Annotated in this window: 20 protein-coding genes; 15 read left to right on the top strand and 5 right to left on the bottom strand. The window is 51.7% G+C overall.

Going from position 1 to position 19,502, the window contains the following annotated elements:
• Positions 1–9: 9 nt before the first annotated feature.
• Complete coding sequence (locus AN477_RS18985; RefSeq protein ID WP_054970757.1) at positions 10–1,089, bottom strand: ATP-grasp domain-containing protein; 1,080 nt, start codon at positions 1,087–1,089, stop codon at positions 10–12.
• Positions 1,090–1,247: 158 nt separating this feature from the next.
• Between AN477_RS18985 and AN477_RS18990 the strand changes: the two genes are divergently transcribed.
• From AN477_RS18990 to AN477_RS19000, 3 genes are all read left to right on the top strand, one after another.
• Positions 1,248–1,949 (top strand): PIG-L deacetylase family protein, encoded by a 702-nt coding sequence (locus AN477_RS18990; protein WP_054970758.1) that lies wholly within the window; start codon positions 1,248–1,250, stop codon positions 1,947–1,949.
• Between the two features lie 115 nt (positions 1,950–2,064).
• Positions 2,065–3,162, top strand: a complete 1,098-nt coding sequence (locus AN477_RS18995; protein ID WP_054970759.1) for a YheC/YheD family protein — start codon at positions 2,065–2,067, stop codon at positions 3,160–3,162.
• A 55-nt stretch (positions 3,163–3,217) separates the two neighbouring features.
• The gene (locus AN477_RS19000; RefSeq protein WP_054970760.1) at positions 3,218–4,000 is read left to right on the top strand and encodes a L,D-transpeptidase family protein; all 783 of its coding nucleotides are present in this window, start codon (positions 3,218–3,220) and stop codon (positions 3,998–4,000) included.
• Here AN477_RS19000 and AN477_RS19005 read toward each other — a convergent pair.
• A complete protein-coding gene (locus AN477_RS19005; protein WP_054970761.1) occupies positions 3,943–4,434 on the bottom strand; it encodes a DUF188 domain-containing protein in 492 nt (163 codons plus the stop codon). The genes AN477_RS19000 and AN477_RS19005 overlap by 58 nt on opposite strands.
• A 6-nt stretch (positions 4,435–4,440) precedes the next feature.
• On the bottom strand, positions 4,441–5,604 hold the full coding sequence (locus AN477_RS19010; RefSeq protein ID WP_054970762.1) for an iron-containing alcohol dehydrogenase: 1,164 nt from the start codon (positions 5,602–5,604) through the stop codon (positions 4,441–4,443).
• Between the two features lie 167 nt (positions 5,605–5,771).
• Here AN477_RS19010 and AN477_RS19015 point away from each other — a divergent pair, with 167 nt between their 5' ends.
• From AN477_RS19015 to AN477_RS19065, 11 genes are all read left to right on the top strand, one after another.
• Positions 5,772–6,878, top strand: a complete 1,107-nt coding sequence (locus tag AN477_RS19015) for a TIGR04053 family radical SAM/SPASM domain-containing protein (protein ID WP_211266034.1) — start codon at positions 5,772–5,774, stop codon at positions 6,876–6,878.
• A 203-nt stretch (positions 6,879–7,081) separates the two neighbouring features.
• On the top strand, positions 7,082–7,699 hold the full coding sequence (locus AN477_RS19020) for a hypothetical protein (protein WP_054970763.1): 618 nt from the start codon (positions 7,082–7,084) through the stop codon (positions 7,697–7,699).
• 432 nt (positions 7,700–8,131) lie between these two features.
• Complete coding sequence (locus tag AN477_RS19025) at positions 8,132–8,692, top strand: sulfocyanin-like copper-binding protein (protein ID WP_054970764.1); 561 nt, start codon at positions 8,132–8,134, stop codon at positions 8,690–8,692.
• Between the two features lie 12 nt (positions 8,693–8,704).
• Positions 8,705–9,349 (top strand): cupredoxin domain-containing protein, encoded by a 645-nt coding sequence (locus AN477_RS19030; protein ID WP_054970765.1) that lies wholly within the window; start codon positions 8,705–8,707, stop codon positions 9,347–9,349.
• Between the two features lie 147 nt (positions 9,350–9,496).
• The gene (locus AN477_RS19035; protein ID WP_054970766.1) at positions 9,497–10,309 is read left to right on the top strand and encodes a cytochrome c oxidase subunit II; all 813 of its coding nucleotides are present in this window, start codon (positions 9,497–9,499) and stop codon (positions 10,307–10,309) included.
• Between the two features lie 66 nt (positions 10,310–10,375).
• A complete protein-coding gene (locus AN477_RS19040) occupies positions 10,376–12,241 on the top strand; it encodes a cytochrome c oxidase subunit I (RefSeq protein ID WP_211266035.1) in 1,866 nt (621 codons plus the stop codon).
• Positions 12,242–12,277: 36 nt separating this feature from the next.
• Positions 12,278–12,862 (top strand): hypothetical protein, encoded by a 585-nt coding sequence (locus AN477_RS19045; protein WP_054970768.1) that lies wholly within the window; start codon positions 12,278–12,280, stop codon positions 12,860–12,862.
• Positions 12,863–12,925: 63 nt separating this feature from the next.
• Entirely contained in the window at positions 12,926–13,144 is a 219-nt protein-coding gene (locus tag AN477_RS19050; RefSeq protein WP_054970769.1) for a hypothetical protein, read from the top strand.
• A gap of 151 nt (positions 13,145–13,295) precedes the next feature.
• Positions 13,296–14,225, top strand: a complete 930-nt coding sequence (locus AN477_RS19055; protein WP_083486473.1) for a heme o synthase — start codon at positions 13,296–13,298, stop codon at positions 14,223–14,225.
• Positions 14,226–14,242: 17 nt separating this feature from the next.
• Positions 14,243–14,602, top strand: coding sequence for a hypothetical protein (locus tag AN477_RS19060; RefSeq protein ID WP_054970770.1), 360 nt, complete (start codon positions 14,243–14,245; stop codon positions 14,600–14,602).
• A gap of 14 nt (positions 14,603–14,616) precedes the next feature.
• The gene (locus AN477_RS19065; protein WP_054970771.1) at positions 14,617–15,849 is read left to right on the top strand and encodes a hypothetical protein; all 1,233 of its coding nucleotides are present in this window, start codon (positions 14,617–14,619) and stop codon (positions 15,847–15,849) included.
• Between the two features lie 140 nt (positions 15,850–15,989).
• On the opposite strand, the gene AN477_RS19070 is transcribed toward AN477_RS19065, so the two are convergent.
• Positions 15,990–16,649: an SCO family protein gene (locus tag AN477_RS19070; RefSeq protein WP_054970772.1), complete on the bottom strand. Its 660-nt coding sequence runs from the start codon at positions 16,647–16,649 to the stop codon at positions 15,990–15,992.
• 66 nt (positions 16,650–16,715) lie between these two features.
• Positions 16,716–17,603: a phosphotransferase gene (locus AN477_RS19075; RefSeq protein WP_054970773.1), complete on the bottom strand. Its 888-nt coding sequence runs from the start codon at positions 17,601–17,603 to the stop codon at positions 16,716–16,718.
• 174 nt (positions 17,604–17,777) lie between these two features.
• On the opposite strand from AN477_RS19075, the gene AN477_RS19080 reads away from it, so the two are divergent.
• Complete coding sequence (locus AN477_RS19080; protein WP_054970774.1) at positions 17,778–19,472, top strand: ABC1 kinase family protein; 1,695 nt, start codon at positions 17,778–17,780, stop codon at positions 19,470–19,472.
• Positions 19,473–19,502: the final 30 nt, after the last annotated feature.

Below are 19,502 nucleotides of genomic sequence, written 5' to 3' on the forward strand. Positions count from 1 at the left end.
CCTTTCTCTTTATTGCATGGTAAAGGCTGAACCATCCGACCGGAAGAAGACCTCATCCCAGTGACGGACGAGTCGCACGCCCGTTTCAAATTCCAATTCTGTCTTCTGTATCTCTTCTCCGAGTGCGAGCTTAACACCCAACCAAGGCAGGTTGACGCCCGCTGCCGTGCACAGGATGGTCGTACCCTGGAGCCGAGGGTTGACCTCAAGGATCCTTGGTTCTCCGTTGTCATTTCGGCGTACTTGGACACCGACATTTCCGTGAAGACCGAGGGCGCTGACGACGGATGTCACATAGCGGACGACGTCCGGTTCATCCACGATCCGCCCTTTGGTTGTGATTCCACCCGTAATCTGTTCACGAAGTCGCACCACCGAAACGACCATCTCACCGTGGCGAGCTAATAAATCTACGCTGTACTCGGCCCCTGGCAGATACTCCATCACAACCAGCTCGGGCAGCCCCGTATTGTTCTGCAGTTTGTCAAACAACTCAGTCTCTGAGATATGGGTGCTGTCGGGTTTATCCTCAAACAGGCTCTTGGCTGCGTTCAGGGTTTTGTCCAAAATCCGAAATCCCCGACTTCCATCTCCATAGACCGGCTTGAAGCACACCGGGCGAGCCGGATATCCCAAACTCATGAAAGAACTTCTCAGTTCATTCAGGGTTTTCGCCGGTTGAAACTGCGGAACGGGAATTTTCACCTGTGCCAAGGCCCGAAACAACATCCCTTTATGGTTGGCCGTACGGAGAGTCTCGACGGTTGGAAGGGGCATACGAGTTCCAATTGCCGCTAAGTCTTGTTGCATCTCGGCCAAGGGAATCAATTCTCGTGTTACAAGCGGCAGGACCACGTCAACTGATTCCGCTTTGCAGACGTCCTTCAGGACCTGAGGGAAATCGACGGAGTCAGCGCGCGGGATGACGTGAAATCCATCGACCCAGGCCTGCCCGGTCGCGTCTGAATTGGCATCCGTACCAATGATGTGCAGCCGTCGTTCCTTTATCTGGCGCAGTGAACGCACGACGCCGAAAGCACCGGGCGATCCGATGCCGGTAACAAGTATCGTAACTGGCTTACCCTCCACACTGTTCACCTCTCGTCGATAACCTGTACTACTGTAATCACCTTGTCCCCGCTTGGTGCTGGGCGTTGTCATTGACTTTGCAGGAGAACCGACCAAATGCCCGAGCAGACCAGGGTAACAACCGTATATTGGGGTAGGACGAGAATGGGGGTGAATGCGTGGAGTCTTTATCCTACGAAAACCAGCGGGTTCTGGTACTGTCTCCCCACGCGGATGATGAGACGCTCGGTTGTGGCGGGGTAGTACAAAAATATGTAGCTGCGGGAAGCTCAGTTCGAGTGGTGGTTGCTTCGTTTGTTAAGGGAACTTACCGACGGTTTCACAAACACCAGGAGACTTACACTTTTTACAGTGGAGACGTACGGTACCGGGAGCTTAAAGAAGCGATGTCCGTGCTTGGGATTACGGATTACACGATTTTATTCGAGGACGATGACGTGGCTATCCAGTATCATTCCCTGCTTGATACAAGACCCCGGGCGGAATTGACAGCCGCAATTGAGAATCACATTCACGATTTTCACCCGACTGTTTTGTTCATTCCGTCACAAACCAAGCATCAGGACCATCTTGCACTTCACGACGCATCCATCACCGCTGCGCGACCGTATTTCTGGCAAGGAACTGTGATCGCATATGAGACAGACGGGGAAACAGAGTTTTCTCCCAACCTGTACGTATCCCTTCCAGATGACATCATGCAAACGAAATTGAAGGCGATTCGCTGCTATAAGACGCAGTTGTCTACCCACCCCCATCCGGTCAGTGAACAGACGCTCATGGCCAAGGCACAGTTTCGGGGGCAGTACATTTATGCCACCTATGCCGAAGCATTTCAGGTGATACGGCTGCACGGATAGCCCTTTTGGAGATCATCAATGCCAAACCTTCGGCCTGTGCATATAGTAGATGGCCGAGGTTTCCGTTTTGTCAGCCTCCAGGCTCTCGGAGCACTGGGAAAGGGGACGAAGTGTTGTGCTTGTAACAGTAACCGGGTGGTCGCCCCTGAAGAAAACCAGTCGCAGACGTCGCTTGGCATTTCAATCTCTTGCTGCAGCCGCGACAAAGTACGATATCTCTCTTGTCATTACGAGCCCCAAACGTTTGCTTGGCCTCGCCCATTTTCCCGGGTGGACGTCGTCGGAAACGCCAGGCAAAGAATGGCGGAGAAAAGTCTCGAACATGAATCGGCAGACCGTGATTTACGATGCCATGTACCTGGATGACCTGAAGGCATACCAGATATCTTATCCCCACCTTCTCAAGGCGGTCGCAAAACAGGATATTCCCATGTTTAACCCCGTGTTGCCTTCCAAAAGTACCTTGTATGAGCTCTTGACGCAAAACCGCATCCGAGGCGGCAGACTTCCCCGGACAATCACGCAAGTGACACCAACGCGCGTGATTCAGATATTGGATGAAAGCGACCGAGTGTGGCTAAAACCTGTGTACGGGTCTGGCGGCCGTAACATAGTCATGATTGATCGTCTCCCCAATGGAAGGTATGAACTCACTGCAGAACGATATCGTGGTAAACACCTGCACCAGGAGATGGATCGGCAGCGCTTGGTTCAGTTTATTCGGCAATTGACCACGTATCGGCAATACATGGCTCAGGAGCATATCGAGCTTGGCGTCACGCGTGAGGGAAGAAAAGTTGACTTCCGAGTGACTGTCCAGCGTAAAGACAGCGGCGCATGGGGTGTCACAGCTACGACAGCAAGAACGGGGGCTGCCGGATCGGTTCTGACGAACTACCATGCCGGCGGCCGCATACGGTCCCTCACAAACGCACATCACGATTATCATCTTCTTAACAGCTTTGGTGTCACTCCAAGTGATCTTTCGCATATGAACGAGTTTGCACTGCGGGTGGCACGAAGGCTCCAGTCTCATTATCCGAGACTGGGCATTCTTGGACTTGACGTAGGTCACACACCGCAGGGTGAGTTTTACGTCTATGACTTTAACGGCCGGCCCGGACGAGACATTTTGACCGACGATGAAGTGGTTCAGTTCATGGATTGTGTTGCAGGTTATGCGAAGTACCTGTCCAATCGGCGCCTGGATTGACTCGTTGCATCATCCACCTGTCCATGTATCATGCTATGGACGTGAGGTGGATAACGTGGACAAGTTGTATGACCACAGGTACGGAAACAACCGCAGCGCAAAGAGACAGGTCCGTACAGTTCTCGGCGTAGTCCTCGCTGCTTTCGCCGGTTGTCTTGTACAGCCTTCCGTGTATGCAGAGACAACACAAAACACAGCGCCTTCATCCGAGGCGGAATCCATTGACCCCCATTCCGCTCAGAAGGTCAGGTATGAGATTCGAATTGACACCAAACGTCCGGTCTTAAACCTGTATCGGAACAGTTCACTGTACAAGACGTATCCCGTCGCACTGGGCAAGCCTGCCACCCCGACGCCAATTGGGAATTGGAAAATCGTCGATAAACAACGGGGGTGGGGCGGAGGGTTCGGAACACGCTGGCTGGGGCTGAACGTGCCATGGGGGACGTATGGTATCCACGGGACCAACCGCCCCCAGCTCATTGGTCAATACGTGAGCAACGGCTGCATTCGAATGCGCAATGCTGATGTGGAACAGTTGTATGATACAGTGCCAGTTGGTACGCCTGTCATCATTCATGGGAACCCTGTGAAATCTTTGCGGACCCTCTCACTTGGCAACATCGGTGCAGATGTTCTCGTGGTCCAACAGCGGCTGCACAGTGCTGGCTTTTACAGCGATAGAATGGATGGCAAGTTTAGCGGTGAGATGCAGTTTGCACTTAGTCTGTACCAGTTGGCTCACCATTTGCCTATGGACGGTACCGTGAGTTTGGATGACTATGCGTCACTCGGTATCACTTCCGACAAGAGGGCTTCCAGCGCGGCGGCAAACTGAACTGCATCCTCAGTCGTCCTCGCAGCTGGCCCTTTGGTGCGACGTGATAAACGACGCTCTCTTGCGTGAATATCCCGTTCCATGAGCAATCTGTCTATATTGTCGTTGGTGTAGATGAGCCCTCGCGGGGAGATGGCTCGAGCTCCTTTGCCGAGGGACAAAGCCGCAAGCCCATAATCCTGGGTAACAACGATATACGCTTTGTTTCGGTTTATACGAGCTATGATGACCATATCAACAGCTTGGGGATGGGCATCCACGAGGACGTGGTTCGTCCGTTCAAAATGATGATTGACTGTGCTGATGGTGATTACCTCGGCGCCAAACTGCGCGCCGAGGCGGTCAGCTGTGACGATAGTGTCACGAGGAGCTGCATCTGCGTCAATCAGGATTACGATTTCATTATTTCGATGTTCTTCGTCAACATTGGCCACTCGTCATCATCCTTGTTCTTCGTAAGCAGAGAGCAGTAACTCCCGATAATCTCCCCTCGACACCGTTCGAACATTACTCGGGGTCGATCCGTTGGCAAAAGCCAGCTCTACGAGCTCATCGAAGTCTGCAGGGGACACCTTCGGCAGGTCACGCAGGCGAGGGATGCCAAGATGGCGAACCCACTGTACGATACCTTCGACAAGCTTCGTTGAAGCTTCAGCAGGCGTGTCCTCTCGTGAAGCGAACCCCATAATCTGGCTGAGGTCTGCGTGCAAAGCTTCGTGTCCGACGACATTGAACCGAAGCACATGCGGTAGAAAGACGGCATTGGCCAGTCCGTGAGGAGTATCATATAATCCGCCAAGCGCTTCCGCAAGACAATGAACGGATGCGACGTCTGATGCTCCGAAACAGAGCCCGGCTAACAGACTTCCCTGTAACATGTCGGACCGTGCAGCAAGGTCCGTCGGATTCTGCATGACCCGCGGTAACGCGGGGATAATGACACGCATCGCCGCTGCACCAAAGGCTTGAGTGATGGGTGATGAACTGCGACAGGTGTAGCCTTCAATGGCGTGTACCAGTGCATCCACGCCGGTTGCACTCGTTACAGCAGGTGGGACGGTCAGTGTTAGAGCAGGATCGAGCACAGCGAGAAGGGGCCTCAGCATGGCGTGTTTCAAGGTCATCTTTCGATGCGTAGAAGACTCCGTGATGACCGCTGAGCGCGTCACTTCAGACCCTGTCCCGGCGGTTGTCGGTACCAAGGCCAGAGGAGCGACACACTCATAAGGACGTGCTCCATCTACATAGTCCGACACGCGTCCGCCTGTTTGGCTGAGGAGGGTGATGGCCTTGGCGGTATCCATGGCACTCCCTCCGCCAATTCCAATAACCCCTGTCATACCCTGCTCAACGTATACCTTTGCTCCTGCTTCACAGTCAACATCCCGGGGATTGGGAGCGACTTCTTGGTAAACCAACGTTTGATAACCAGCAGCCTGAAGCGTTTGTTTAATTGGAGAGATGAGTCCGGTCTCTTGGATACCGGGATCCGTTACAATCATAATTCGCTTCCCGAAACCGATTCCCTCGACGAGGCCGGGCAGACGACTGACGAGCCCTGGTCCAAACTCAATTTGTGTACCCATCTGATATGTAAACATCATCTTCTGTCCTCCTCAACCATGGATATAGATTATCATGGTTCGGATGGACTACGTAACAATCATCTAAACGGATAGGGGATTATACAAAAAGACTGTCTGTGAGGACCTGCATCACTTCTAGTTACCGCCTTCATAATGAGATGAGATGAGATGGGGAGGCGGAAACTTTGGGACAGGTCAATTTTGACGAGCGCCCAATGCTCGTGTTTTGGGAATCCACACGTGCTTGTCTGCTCGCATGCAAGCACTGCCGGGCGGAAGCCATTCATACACCAATGCCGAACGAACTGACCACCGCTGAGGCGTTTCAGTTTGTCGAAAGTCTTTTATCTTTTGGACGACCGTATCCTGTGTTAATTATTACCGGGGGCGATGTGCTGATGCGGTCAGATGCGTTTGAGATTGTCGCGTACGCCAGGTCACTCGGGATTCCGGTCGGACTTGCGCCAAGTGTTACCCCGAAATTGACCGATGGCAATATTGCACGTATGAAGGAACTTGGAGTCAAAGTTGTTTCTATCAGCTTGGATGGGGCAAAGGCTGAGACTCACGAGAAAATCCGCGGCGTTGCCGGACATTTTTCTGAAACCGTAAGAGCCGTTGAACGGCTTGTGGCGGCCGGATTTGAGGTCCAAGTCAATACGGCTGTAATGGAAGACAATATGCACGAACTACCCGCAGTAGCAAAACTGCTCAGAGATCTCGGAGTGCATATCTGGGAGGTATTCTTCCTCATTCATGTCGGACGCGGGAAGCAGTCTGGTGAGCTGTCCGCCGAGGCTTGTGAAGATGTCTCTCACTTTCTCTACGAGGCTTCTAAGTATGACATGATTGTACGGACCGTGGAGGCGCCATTCTTCCGGAGGGTTGTTGCAGCACGTAAGGCCGCTGAGCCGTTTGCACAAGTGAACGCAGGTCCCCTCTATGAGCAACTGTCTCGGGATTTACAAGAGTTGCTCGGTGAGCCCATCTCACAGCCGCGGGCCCAGACGAGCGGGACACGTGATGGAAAAGGGATTATTTTCGTATCCTACGACGGAACCGTCTACCCTGCAGGATTCTTGCCGCTCCCGGTAGGCAGCATCCGGCAGCAAACACTCTCGGAAATTTACCGGGAGAATGAAGTGTTGGTGGGGATTCGTGAAGGTCAATTCTCAGGGAAATGCAGTGTTTGTCGTTATAAAGACGCCTGCGGAGGATCGAGGTCAAGGGCATTTGCAAAGTACGGGGATGTACTTGCCGAGGACCCATCCTGTGTGTACCAGCCTGCCTAGTCTGTCTTGTGGTGCTGTGTAAAATAACGGGAATTATCTCGGCTCATACGTTTCAACAGCACGGCTCATAACACCTATAAACAGCCTGGCATGCGCCCATAATTTGGCGCATGCTTTTTTATTTTGACAAATAGGCTTGGCCTTCGACAATGGTCTCGGTATATGATGAGTAGTAAAAAATACTTAAGAATGGAGACTTAGATGTGAAAAGCAAGTTTCAATGGACCAATTCCATGACCTTTGTGATTGTGGTTGCGGTGATTCTGTTGATTGGCGCCTCGCTGGTACCGATGCGTTCATCGCTGGGACAAGGCATTAACGAGCGTGTGATTGACGCGTGGTACGGGGTTTACAACCTGGACACCAAAACCTATCAGTTCCGTCTTGTTTTTAATGACGGATCACAGATTGAGATTCCGATGAAATCCATTCCGCAAACCGATTTTGTCACAAAATCCGACAGCACGACAATGTTGACCAACCCAAACATCATCCCCGCGATTCAGGCGGCCTATCAGGCAGACAGTAAAACCTTGCAAACTTTTTTAGGTACGTATAACAATGCGCCTGCAGTGCTTCATCCGTTCTCTGACGCACCCGTTGCATACTCGGTTGGAGTGATTCAGGCAATGGCGAAGGCGGGATTTAACCCGAAGTCCGTCGGGGGCCCGAATATCGTGCCCGGCAGCGTTCCCGTTGCAAAACTCAACGGCGGTTCACTGCAAATTGATACTGCGGCAGATGGCAATACCATAACGCAGTGCCACCCAGGCCAGGTGCCTTTGCAACTTGCACAGTGGCAAATTTCGCAGAATCACTAGGATGGACCAGTAACATGGTATGACCAAACTATTGACATCATAAATTTATACCCATGTAGGTGTTTGACGTAGAGTAGGGATTGTGTCTAAAATGTGATCAGACACACAACTGCAACACAAACATCACAAAACTGTTAAAAAAACAAAGAGAAACTAGAGAGAGAGCAGAGAGAAACCAGAAAGGAGGGCAGGGACACGGCATGAGTGGTTGGGGAACCGCAACATGAACGCTTCGGTCAGCCGAAGACGCCATCATACGACATTCCTCGACAGATTATCTTTCTTCCCACACAAACCCAGCGCCAAGTGAACTTTTAGTAAGATTCATTTCGACGTTCGCAAATTTCATTATGCGTTGCACCCATAGTCCGACGATTTGGACAGGTGCAAATGTAATGGTTTGTGATTCACACGATGAAGGTGGGTGATCGCGTGCAGAACGCGTTTCGCGCAGTGCCAGGTCGTTGGGTCACTTTGGCCGCTGCATCTGCGGTGCTTGTAGCGACCGTGTCAGGCTGTGGTCAGACGCAAGACCTAACCCAGCAGTATATGACCGTCGACCAGAGCACAAAAACGGTAAACATCAAGGTAATTGGTGGATACAACGCAGTCAACGACCGGATGAACTTTAACGGTTATGCCAACGGCCAGATGACCATCCAGGTTCCTGTTGGGTATACGGTGAATCTGGACTTCCAAAACAACGGCGGTATTCCTGCTGAAATTGGCGTCTACGACGCGGCAAATAATCTCGCATTCCCGAAGGCGGGAGACTCCTTGCAAGCAATCGATGAGAATGCAGACATGGGCGTACTTCCGGGAACCAATGAGAAATACACGTTCGTAGCTGACCACACAGGAACCTATGAAATGGAAAACTTGATTAACTTCTTTCCGCAATTCGCACAGGGTAAGCAAAACCGTAACGTAGGTATGTGGGACGTCTTCAAGGTAGTTCAGAACGGCTCCCCGCAAATTACGGCGCAAAACTGAGGAGGGATGAACGTGAGCGACGACCTCGAGAAAAACCAACAACCTCTGGTAGAAAGAGAGTGGAGCCGCCGTGAGTTTCTGCTTGGAGCCGGTGGGTTGGCGGTGGTCGGTGTAGGTGCTTTATTCGCCAAGTCTCCTATCGCTAATGCATTTCAGTCACTGCGCCCACAGACAACTGACCAAGGGCACGTGCGACTCTATCAAGGTGATTTCTATTTCGATCCAAACCATATGCAATGGCGCGTTGGTGACCAAGTTACGCTGCACCTGATGAATCAGAGTCCGAACCGCCCGCATGAAATGTGGATTGGTCGTGGTTTTGACACGACTCCAACCGAATTTGGTCCAATTGCGACTGGTTTCCACACAGACTTTTGGGATGGTGTCCATATCAACATCCTCGAAGCCTACCATGTCAGTAACTGGGTAACAAACAATGCGATTGTTACGAGTCAGGTAAGTCCGCACCCATGGCTCGTCACTGGGCCTGGCAATGGTAACTTCAGTCCGACGCTCGAACCAGGTGGTTATGTGACGTGGTCATTCACGGTTCCGAACAAACCTGGGCGATGGATGTACGGTTGTTTCGTACAATCTTACATTCACTACGATGAAGGTATGCGCGGTACCATCGACATTCTTCCTGCCAAAGTCTGACGAAGGATTCGAGATCAGACTGAACGATTGACTTCTAAGGTTTCACTGAGAGCGCTCTCAAAGAGCGAGCTCCAGTGCAGCAATGTAAAGCGTGCGTGATGCTTCTCAAACTTTGAGATGCATTCGGCATGGATGGAGGTGTAGCACGTGGGTGATTTCTGGGGATTTGGCATCATCTGGGTTGTCCTGAGTGTCATCGCGGATTGGATAGCGTCCATTGTAGGACGTCACTTTTACGTCTTTACCGCGTCGGTCCAGGCTCAGGAAGGTCAGGCAGCAGCATCATTTTTGTTGATGACTGTTGTGCCAATCTTCGTTTTTGTCGTGATGATGCTGTTTTATGCGCTCTTCCGTTTTCGCCGTAGGAAAGGCGATACAGGAAGCTCAACATCACAGGTTAAGTTTAATAAGGCATATGTCGGTCTTTGGGTAACGCTCAGTTTGGTTGTCAACCTGTTTCTGTTTGTTCACCCAACGGCATCCGCCATGCAGGTGTACTGGCAAGAAGGTCAGGCATATAACAAGAGTTCCAATGAGCTGATTGTCGACGTAACGGCTCAACAATGGGGTTGGTCGTTCTCATATCCACAGTACGGGATTCAGGAATCTGTGGATTCGAACGGTAACGATGTGCTGTATCTGCCTGTCGATCGTCCGGTTAAGTTTGTCCTGAACTCTTACGGCGACGGCGACGGTCTTTCGGAACAGATTGACGTCATTCACAGCTTCTGGATTCCCGCATTCGGCATGAAGACAGACGTCATCCCTGGCGAAACGCGTTATGAGTACATCACCCCGACTGTTATTTCTGATACGCAGCAGAACGGTATGATGCGTGTTCAGTGTGCTGAGGTCTGTGGCCCGGGACATCCGTACATGGAGTCAAACCTCCATGTGGTGTCGCAGTCGAACTTTGCAAGTTGGGTACAACAACAGCTGAAACTGCAGAGCGGAAGCTGAGTTCGTCTGTTGGTGCAGTGAGACCAACTTTGCAAATCTACCGTAAGGAGAACGGGGGAAGGCAGCGTGAGCGTAACACCGGGCAATAGCCCATTACAGGCAACAGGAGAACTGCCGGTAGTGCCCCGGCGACGAATGTCTCCGCCCATGAAAGGTGTCATTTGGGCGGCCATTGGTTTCCTGTTGTTAAATTCGATTGTGTCTGGCATTGATCCAGATGTGCTGCATTCGTATGTTAACCAGGTGTCTGTTGTGTTTGGTTGGATGGGCGCTATGGTTGGCTGGCTGTTTGGTGTTGGAGGCTGGGATGCCCTTGTCAAACCGGCATTTGGTTTCCCACTTAAATGGAAGGAAACAGTTGGTTGGCGCCGGTATTTTGAATACAGCACGGACCATAAGGTCATCGGTATTCAGTACATGGTGTCTTCGGGACTTGGTTTCCTGATTGCGGGTATTGCCGCCATGATGATGCGGTTGCAATTGATGTCCGATCATATGTGGCTGTTCCAATACTCCAAAGGCTATCTCACCACTGTAGGCGTCCACGGAACCATCATGATGTTCTCCGTCGGTACCGTGTTCATGGTCGGTGGTCTTGGAAACTATCTGATTCCGATGATGGTCGGTTCGAATTCGAGTGCATTTTCTCGACTGTCCGGTATCTCTGTGTGGATGGTGCCAGCGGGCATCATGACTGTCGCGTTCAGTCCCTTGCTTGGTGATTGGACGACGGGCTGGCGCGGATATCAGCCGCTGGCTTCGCAAGATGGCGACGGGATCATCTTCTATTACTTGGGGGTCTTCATCCTCCTCTTGTCGTCGTTGATTGTTGCGTTAAACCTCGTCGCAACTATCGTGTTCAAACGTGCTCCTGGCCTCACCTGGAACCGTTTGCCGATGTACGCATGGGGCATGCTCGCAGTGAGCTTCCTGAACATCATCTGGATTCCTGAGATTATGATGACGTTCATCTTGGCGCTTCTAGCGAAGATAGTACCTTTACCGCTCTTCACCGCAGTTGGCAGTCCGATGGTCTACTTGCAGATGTTCTGGCTGTTTGGTCACCCTGAAGTGTACATCGTCGTTGTTCCGGCCTTGGCACTATGGATGGAGATTCTTCCAGTTCTCAGTAAAAAGACCTTGTTCGCAAGACAGTGGGGCGTTATCGGACTGGTGTTCGTCATGCTTCTGTCCGGTATGGTTTGGGCGCATCACTTGTTCCCAACACAGGGCAACTCGACGATTCTTCCTATCTCGTTCTTTACAGAGATGATTTCGATTCCGACCGGTTTTGCCTTCATGGTAGCCATCGGAACCATCTGGAAGTCGAAGTTTACCTTAAATACACCTTCGCTGTTGGTATTGATGAGCATGTTCAACTTCTTGATCGGCGGATTGACGGGCGTGTTTTTGGCCGATCCGATGGTCAACATGCAGCTTCATGACACGTTCTTTGTCGTCGGGCACTTCCACTACACCATCATTGGTGGAATGGTATTCTCGTCGTTTGCGGCAATGTACTACTATCTGCCGAAGTTCTCCGGACGCACTTTCAATGACAAGTGGGGTCAGTTCGGCGCATACTGGATCTTCATCGCCTTCAATGCGACGTTCTTCCAGTTCTTCATCGTTGGCTTGCGTGGCATGAACCGCTGGGTTCCTGTGTATCCGCACTATTTGATGTGGCAGAACTTTGAAATCTCGATCTGTGCATTCTTGCTCGGATTCGGTTTCTTGTACAACATCGGCTACATCATCTGGGCTTGGGTCAAGGGACCAGCTGCGGAAGAGAACCCATGGAAGGCGAAGACGCTCGAGTGGTATGCTCCGTCTCCGGCTGTGGGTACAAACTTCGAAACAGAGCCGCAAGTAGTTAATGGTTTCTACGACTACAGTGACGGCGCCGGCGAGGCAGTTGTGTTTCAGTCCTGACGTACGGAATGATTTTCACAAAGCGAGGTGAACATCTTGGCAGCATCCTCGAATCAGTCCAATGATGTGTTGTATCCGATGCAAACCCCTCTGTCCCGAGCCGATCTGTTTAAGCTCAAGGGCGGTTTGACACTCTTTTTGATAGGCCTGGCAGTGCCGATTCTGCTTCTGCTTGAAATGCGTTACGTGGTTGCGGGAGGCTACGTCGCCCCACAAGTAACGCAGTGGCCAGCGATTGCGGCGACCGTTGCCATGCTGTTAAGCGGTTTGTTCACGGTGGCAGGGAGCAAAAGTGCAAAGAAGGCCAATCGACCAGGCATCGTGCGGAGTTACAACTGGGCTATCCTGTTTGCCTTGATAGCCATCATTCTTATCGGCATTCCAGCTTTTAATGGAGTGCTCGATCCGGTCTCACACTACGGAGAGACCTTCATTCCAACCATGGGAACAATTGATGTTTATCTGTTCTTTACTTGGATTGGAATGCTTGCAACTCGGTCCCGTGTGAAGAGATTAGGTAACAAGATTGAAAACTACTGGGGCGTCTACGCGACCAATATTGTGCTCTGGTTTATGTTCGTGTGCTGGGTCGTGACCTGGGTTCAACTGTACTATCTGTAAAGAAATTTTCCGGGACTTCAGGCAAATCCGAAGTCCTTCGGAGACAAGAAACGAGGTGCTCTTATGGACCACTTCTGGCCCCAGTTACCGCTCATCGTTCCAGGTTCTGAAGCTGGTGTAGGACTCTGGTGGTTTATTGCATGGTGGGTCTTCCAGATTGTTGTGATGGTAGGCCTCCTCGTGATCGTTGCCCGGTGGGCAGTCAACATGGACAGACACATGGAGACGGCTCGCAAACAATCGGCCAACGATCATAGCCAGCAACCTCCAGTGCAAGGGTAACAGCGCCTTGGCGGGGCGAAGGTAACCCATTGTTCTGACGGGTTCTTCGTCCCGCTGCGCTGGAAGTAGACGCGTATCTCAGGGGACGGTTCCGAGTGCTTCGGAGCCGTCACTCACTATTTGCTTGATTTCACGATAGCGGGGGATATCCATGAACGTTGTAAAAGGATTGGATGTCACGCCGGAAGCAGCCGCAGTACCAGTCGTACCAAAGCGCTTGGCCGACGTCATAAACGGGTACTGGCAGCTTACGAAGCCTGGCATCATGGTGATGTTACTCTATACTGCCTTGAGTGGCATGATTTTGGCCCAGCGTGGGATTCCATCTCTGCGAATCATTGTCGTTACGTTGCTTGGCCTGGCAATGTCAACCGGGGGATCCGCCGCACTGAACATGTGGTATGATCGCGATATCGATGCCGTCATGAAGCGCACAGTCAAGCGCCCCATACCGGCTGGGATTATCACACCGAATCAGGCCCTCATATTTGGCCTCAGTCTCATCGTCCTTTCTTTTGTCATGATGGCTGTATTTCTCAACCTGTTGGCCGCGACACTGTCGTTTGCCGGTGCTGTTTACTACGTGGTCATCTACACGTTTTGGCTGAAACGAAGCACCCCGCAGAACATCGTGATCGGCGGTGGTGCAGGTGCGATGCCTCCGTTGGTCGGATGGGCTGGTGTCACCGGACACCTGAGTCTGACGGCTGTCCTGTTGTTTCTCATTATCTTCCTCTGGACTCCGCCGCATTTTTGGTCACTTGCGCTGTATAAGAATGAAGATTACCAACGAGCAGGGATTCCAATGATGCCTGTTGTGAAAGGTTCAAGGAACACGAAGTGGCAAAGCTTCATCTACGGAATCGTGCTCCTAATTGGATCACTTGCCTTGTACTTTGTGACACCGCTGAACTTGGTGTATCCTATCGCCGCAGTTGTGCTCGGGGTTGGATTTCTGTACTACCTTACTCGCACCTTGAGAGAAGAAGAAGGTTCGTTCCGTTGGGCCCGCAGGTCATTTTTCTTCTCGCTTGCGTATTTGATGTTGCTGTTCATTGCGATTGATTTCAGCATTCTATAAAAGCTGGGTGATGTGATATGAAGTGGATGGGATTGGCTGTAGGCCTGGCTGGAACCATTGTTGGCGCAATTACGGCTCACTTAGAATTGGGTAACTTCTTTCACGGCGTAAATGCCGGCTCACCGTATTGGACCATCACGATGGTTACAATCGGGGGGCTTGCGGCGATTCTTTCACTTTGGAAGGCGAAGTGGGCAGGCTGGGTTTTGCTCGCAATTTCAGTTGGCGGCGTATTTGGCAACTTCATCATGTGGGAAGGGCCAGGCACGTTTTACTTGGCGAGCGCACTCATCAGTTTCACGAATGCGGGTCAACAGTCAAAAGCGAAGGTGTTGTCCCAGTACCAGGATCACACGTCCGGAACACAGCATCTGTAAGGAAGTGAAGACGATTGCCTGCGAGAGCTGAAGATATCCACAGCTATTACCTGATTTTGCTAGACTTCCTGCTCTTCGTTGGTTTTGTGATTGTGCTGAAAGTGGTCATGTTGCTCCTGATGGCAAAGTTATCTATCAGTCTGAGCGACAACCCTGAGGAGGCACAACAAGCGAAAGTGCTTCACAAGCAAAAGACCACTTTTGATCAAACACTGGGCCAAAAGTGGTTGCGACTCGGAATGGGGACGCTTATCACCATCTCAGGGATACTTCAAATTCAACCGAGGATGGTGGACATTTCCAAGGCGGCGGTTATGCGTGATTTGGGACTGAACCAAGCCCCCGGAGCAATTCACGCCCTGGCCAGCCCGTTTGTCAATCTGTGGGCTGCAAACTCCGCATGGATGAACGTGTTATCGTGTACCGTGCAACTACTTGTTGGGCTGGTGCTTCTAACGACGGCGAATCGAACAGCGGTTCGAATCACCGCGGTAGCAGGTGGTTTGTTTGCTGTGTTTGACTGGGTCTTAATGACGGGATTTGGCGGACTGTTTGTACCGAATACTTCCCTGTCCGGAGGGTCACCCTTGCTTGAAGTTGTATACTTGCTCATGCTCTTGATGTTTGTTTTGCCTGCAAGTGCTTGGCAAATCGCAGAGAGGACAGATAGCGGGAACCGAACTCTAGCTGTACGTGCGAAGCGTTCTGGTGACGTGGCGAGTATAGCAGGCAGGGCACCGCAGAACGCCCGAGCGTACACGTACCTGCGGATCGGCATTATAGGATTCTGGTTATTGCAAGTTGTTTTTCATGTTTTACCCATGGAAGGGTTCTGGACCTCGTCGGGCTGGAACCGGTTTTTAAGCCTCACTAACAATGGCACTGTCCCTGGATGGGTTGCGAATACATCAGACCATGTCGCACACATCATTAGCCCAGGTGGGCTAATCGTCAACGTGGTTGCAGTTGTTCTGTTCCTGGCTTTCATGGCAGTTGAATGGTTTTTGACGCCTGTTCGGTTTGCAACGGTGATCCGCGTCATCAGTATCGTCTGGCTTGTTCTCACGTGGTTTGGGTTCGATCACTTTGGCTTCCAGCCGGTGTACATGTTCTCCTTTGGAACCAGTCCAGCCATCGTCCTCGCCTTGTTCATTCTAATGATTGGACCGAAGCAGGCCAAAGAGCACAAGGATACCCAGACAGCTCATGGGGCGCGGCTCAGCGCGACTGGGTCGAGAACTGTATAGTTGGAGCGCTCCCACTTGATAACGTCGTGTGCACAGCAGTAAAGGGCTGCCCAAAATGGGCAGCCCTTTACTGCTGTGCATGTTACATGGGGATACCCTTTCAAAGGCACCCGTATTGTGAGGGAGGTGGCTGCTCGTTGTTAGACCATCTGCAACGTCACAGCCACAATGCCCTTCGCCCATGGCTCGACTTGGGATGGATTGTTATCAGGATTCGCCAACGCTTGTTCGTTTCCGTTGCGATCGATGAAGTACATGAAGGAAGAGTGCTGGACATCACCTGTGGGATTCGGCTTTACGTAAATGTTGTAGTCTTTCCATACCTTCTGCAACTGGGAGGTCGAACCGGTAAGGAAATACCAGTTGTTGAGCTTGGAAAGACCGTGTTGATTTGAAAACTTCTTCACATCTGCCACCGACTCGTGATATTGATTGACATTGACAGCCACGAACACGACGCCTCGTGACCGACTTCCAAGCAATTGATTGGCCCGAACGAATTCTGCGGAGACGATTGGGCAAATATCTGTGCAGACTGGATCCATAAATTCAAGAACGACAATCTTGCCACGAAAACTTGACAGAGAAACGCGATTGCCATTCTGATCAATGAGGTTCATATCCGGCGCCGGCTGATTCGGAATTTGTGTTAATCCCATCAGCTGCGCCGACGCTGCGAAGGCTGCCACTTGCCTGGCCCGTTGTTGATTCCACGCGTAGGTGCCAATGATGACGCCAACAACGACGACAATGATGACTGCGCCCCACAGGACCAGTTTTCGTGCACTCCTCGTGCCCAAACCTTCACATCCTTTCGCCCATATGAACTCAGTTCAGTATACAGAAAGCGAGACAAACTGACCACTTCAGCTATTGAATCGAATTGGGTGGTTCATCCATTGCTGCAGGGGGATTGGACCCTGAACGGACAGGATTCGATTTAGAAAGCGGTACAATCCCCGCACAGCACTCAAGTTTGGAAATGGCAGCACTGCCTTGTATCCCTCCTGAAAGGCTTTGGCTCGCGGAGAGTCAAGCAGGTACTCGAGTGCGATCAGGTCCAGTTCTGCCGGCCCATAAGCATACACTTCCGTGTCAACCAGCCCTGTCAGAGCACCATCAGCGGCGATGAATTGGGTCGGGTCCAGATCGAGCAACACTGGAACTGCAGTGGGAGGAGAGGGAATTGTTCGTGCTGCTGTTACGAATCCCCCCAGCGCCTCTGTGATCTCAGTATCTTCAGCGTGGTAACGGGCTGTCAAAAGGGGCATGACACCCGCCACTTTGGTGTGAAATTCGCTGGCAGGGTATCGGACAGTTCCACGGAAGTTGCCGCAGGTTACGCGCTGCAGTTGATGAATACTGGCGATTGACTTACCTAACTGATATGAAGCGGATACCGGCAAAGCAGAGAAGGACTGCACAGTCTGACCTGGCAGTACTTCTACGATGGCAAACGGCACCCCATTCAATGAGTCAGTCCGCAGAACCTTGGGAACCGGAATCAGCGACGTTTGCCGCAAGGACTCGTTAACAGCTTCGAGTGCAAATACATCCGTGGGATCAATTCCGAACAAAGACAGGCATCCGTGCCAGAACTCGTCCGCAGGTTCTTTTGACATTCGAGTTGTGCGCACGATGGCGCGTTCTGATTCGGTTTCTACCAGCCATACAAAACTCGCTTGGCCCGGATGGGTGTCAGGGAATTGCGTCACGGATACAATTGGTGTCGGAAAGAGCGGCTGAAGGTTCACGGTTGTACAAACTCCTTTTCTACTGCTACTTTCGCATTGTAGCGAAATTAAGCAGAAAAGCGGAGTCTGGTTTTCGTTACATTTCTGTAAGTCCGCCTCGGTCTCATGGAGACCCGCGGAGAATGTGATAAACTGTCAAGGAAGACTATGGGACGACGGAGAGGACACCTGCAAATGGTACCGGGAGCATCCATCGGTAGACGCGTGCGTCACTTCCAACGTTATCGTGAGATTACACAATTGCTCGTGGCGAATGGCTTCGGGTGGTTCATCGCGGAGATTGGGCTGTCTGATCTTCTCGATTACCCAAGGAGATGGCTAAAAAAGTCGCCTCCGGAACGCGTGACATTATCAACGTATGAACGTGTCCGGAAGGTGATGGAGCAACTTGGACCGACCTTTGTGAAACTCGGTCAACTGGCGAGTGTGCGCCGGGACCTGTTTCCGTCCGCGCTGATTGATGAGTTGTCTAAACTCCAGGATGACGTTTCTCCTGTCGCGATGGATCAAGTGCGCATAGCAGTAGAGGCAGAACTTGGTCTGCCTGTTGATGAGATATTTGATGAACTCGATCCGATGCCTGTCGGAGCGGCCTCGATTGGTCAGGTTCACCGCGGCGTGCTTCGAACCGGTGAAGAGGTTGCTGTCAAGGTCCAACGACCCGATGTTGAGCGACAGATTCGAGTCGATTTGGAAATTCTCATGGATTTTGCTCTGATGGCAGAACGGCACTTTGACTGGGCGAAGCACTACGCGCTTTCCGACGTTGTGGAAGAGTTTCGGACCACGATTTTGCGCGAGCTCGACTATCAGATTGAAGGGCGCAATGCCGATAAACTTCGTGAGATTCACAAGCGTGATGGAAACCTGAAAATCCCCGAGATCTATTGGGATTTGACGACACCGAAACTTCTTGTCATGGAATACGTGGGAGGTTTGAAATTGACCAACCGCGACAGTATGGTAGAGCAGGGGTATGACTGCAGGGATGTTGCGGAGCAAGCGGTCAATGCAATTTTGACAGAGCTTTTACTGCACGGTTTTTTTCATGCTGACCCGCATCCTGGCAATCTTGCAGTGATGCCAAATGGCAATCTGGTGATGATGGATTTCGGTATGGTTGGCAAGTTGTCGCCAGATACGAGGGGATACTTGGCATCACTTGTGATTGCGTTGATGCGTCGAGACAGTGAAGCGATTCTCCGGACGCTGTACCGAATGGGTGTTGTCCCGTTAAACGTGGACGACGGCAAGCTGCGGCACGACGTAGAGGCGCTGCGAGATAAGTATTACGACGTCTCCTTCCATGAAATCAGTATGGCTGAGGCTACGTCTGACCTGTTTACGGTTGCTTATAAGCATCACATCAAAATCCCGTCCGACCTTACTCTGGTCGGAAAAACATTGCTTACCCTGGAGGGGGTGCTTGAGCACCTTGCGCCGGATTTTCGCATCCTTGATATCGCCGAACCATTTGGGCGCCGTCTGCTGCGCGAACGGTTGAACCCGAAGAATGTCACAAGGGACACCGTCCGCGGGGCGTTTGACGTCTTTGACTTTCTCATTGATCTGCCTCGTCAAGCCCGTTCCATCGTGCAGGGCCTGGCTCGCGGGCGAGTCAAAGTAGAGCTCGACTTTGGCGAGTTCGAGCGAATCGTGCGTCAGATTACACGCATCAGCAATCGTTTTACACTGTCGGTCATGCTGCTGTCTCTGAGTATTTTTTTGGCCGGTTTGATGGTAGCTTCATCACTCGCAAAATCCCCAAGCCAGTTGTGGTCATTCCCGTTTAATGACATCGTCCTCGGCGTTGGTGTTGTGCTCGGCGGGTTTGTCATGTGGTCGATCTTTCGGTCTGGCAAGTCTTAGCCGAGCGGACTCCTGTATGTCGGCACACGG

The sequence above is a fragment of the Paenalicyclobacillus ferrooxydans genome (assembly GCF_001399675.1).
GTDB lineage: Bacteria > Bacillota > Bacilli > Alicyclobacillales > Alicyclobacillaceae > Alicyclobacillus_B > Alicyclobacillus_B ferrooxydans.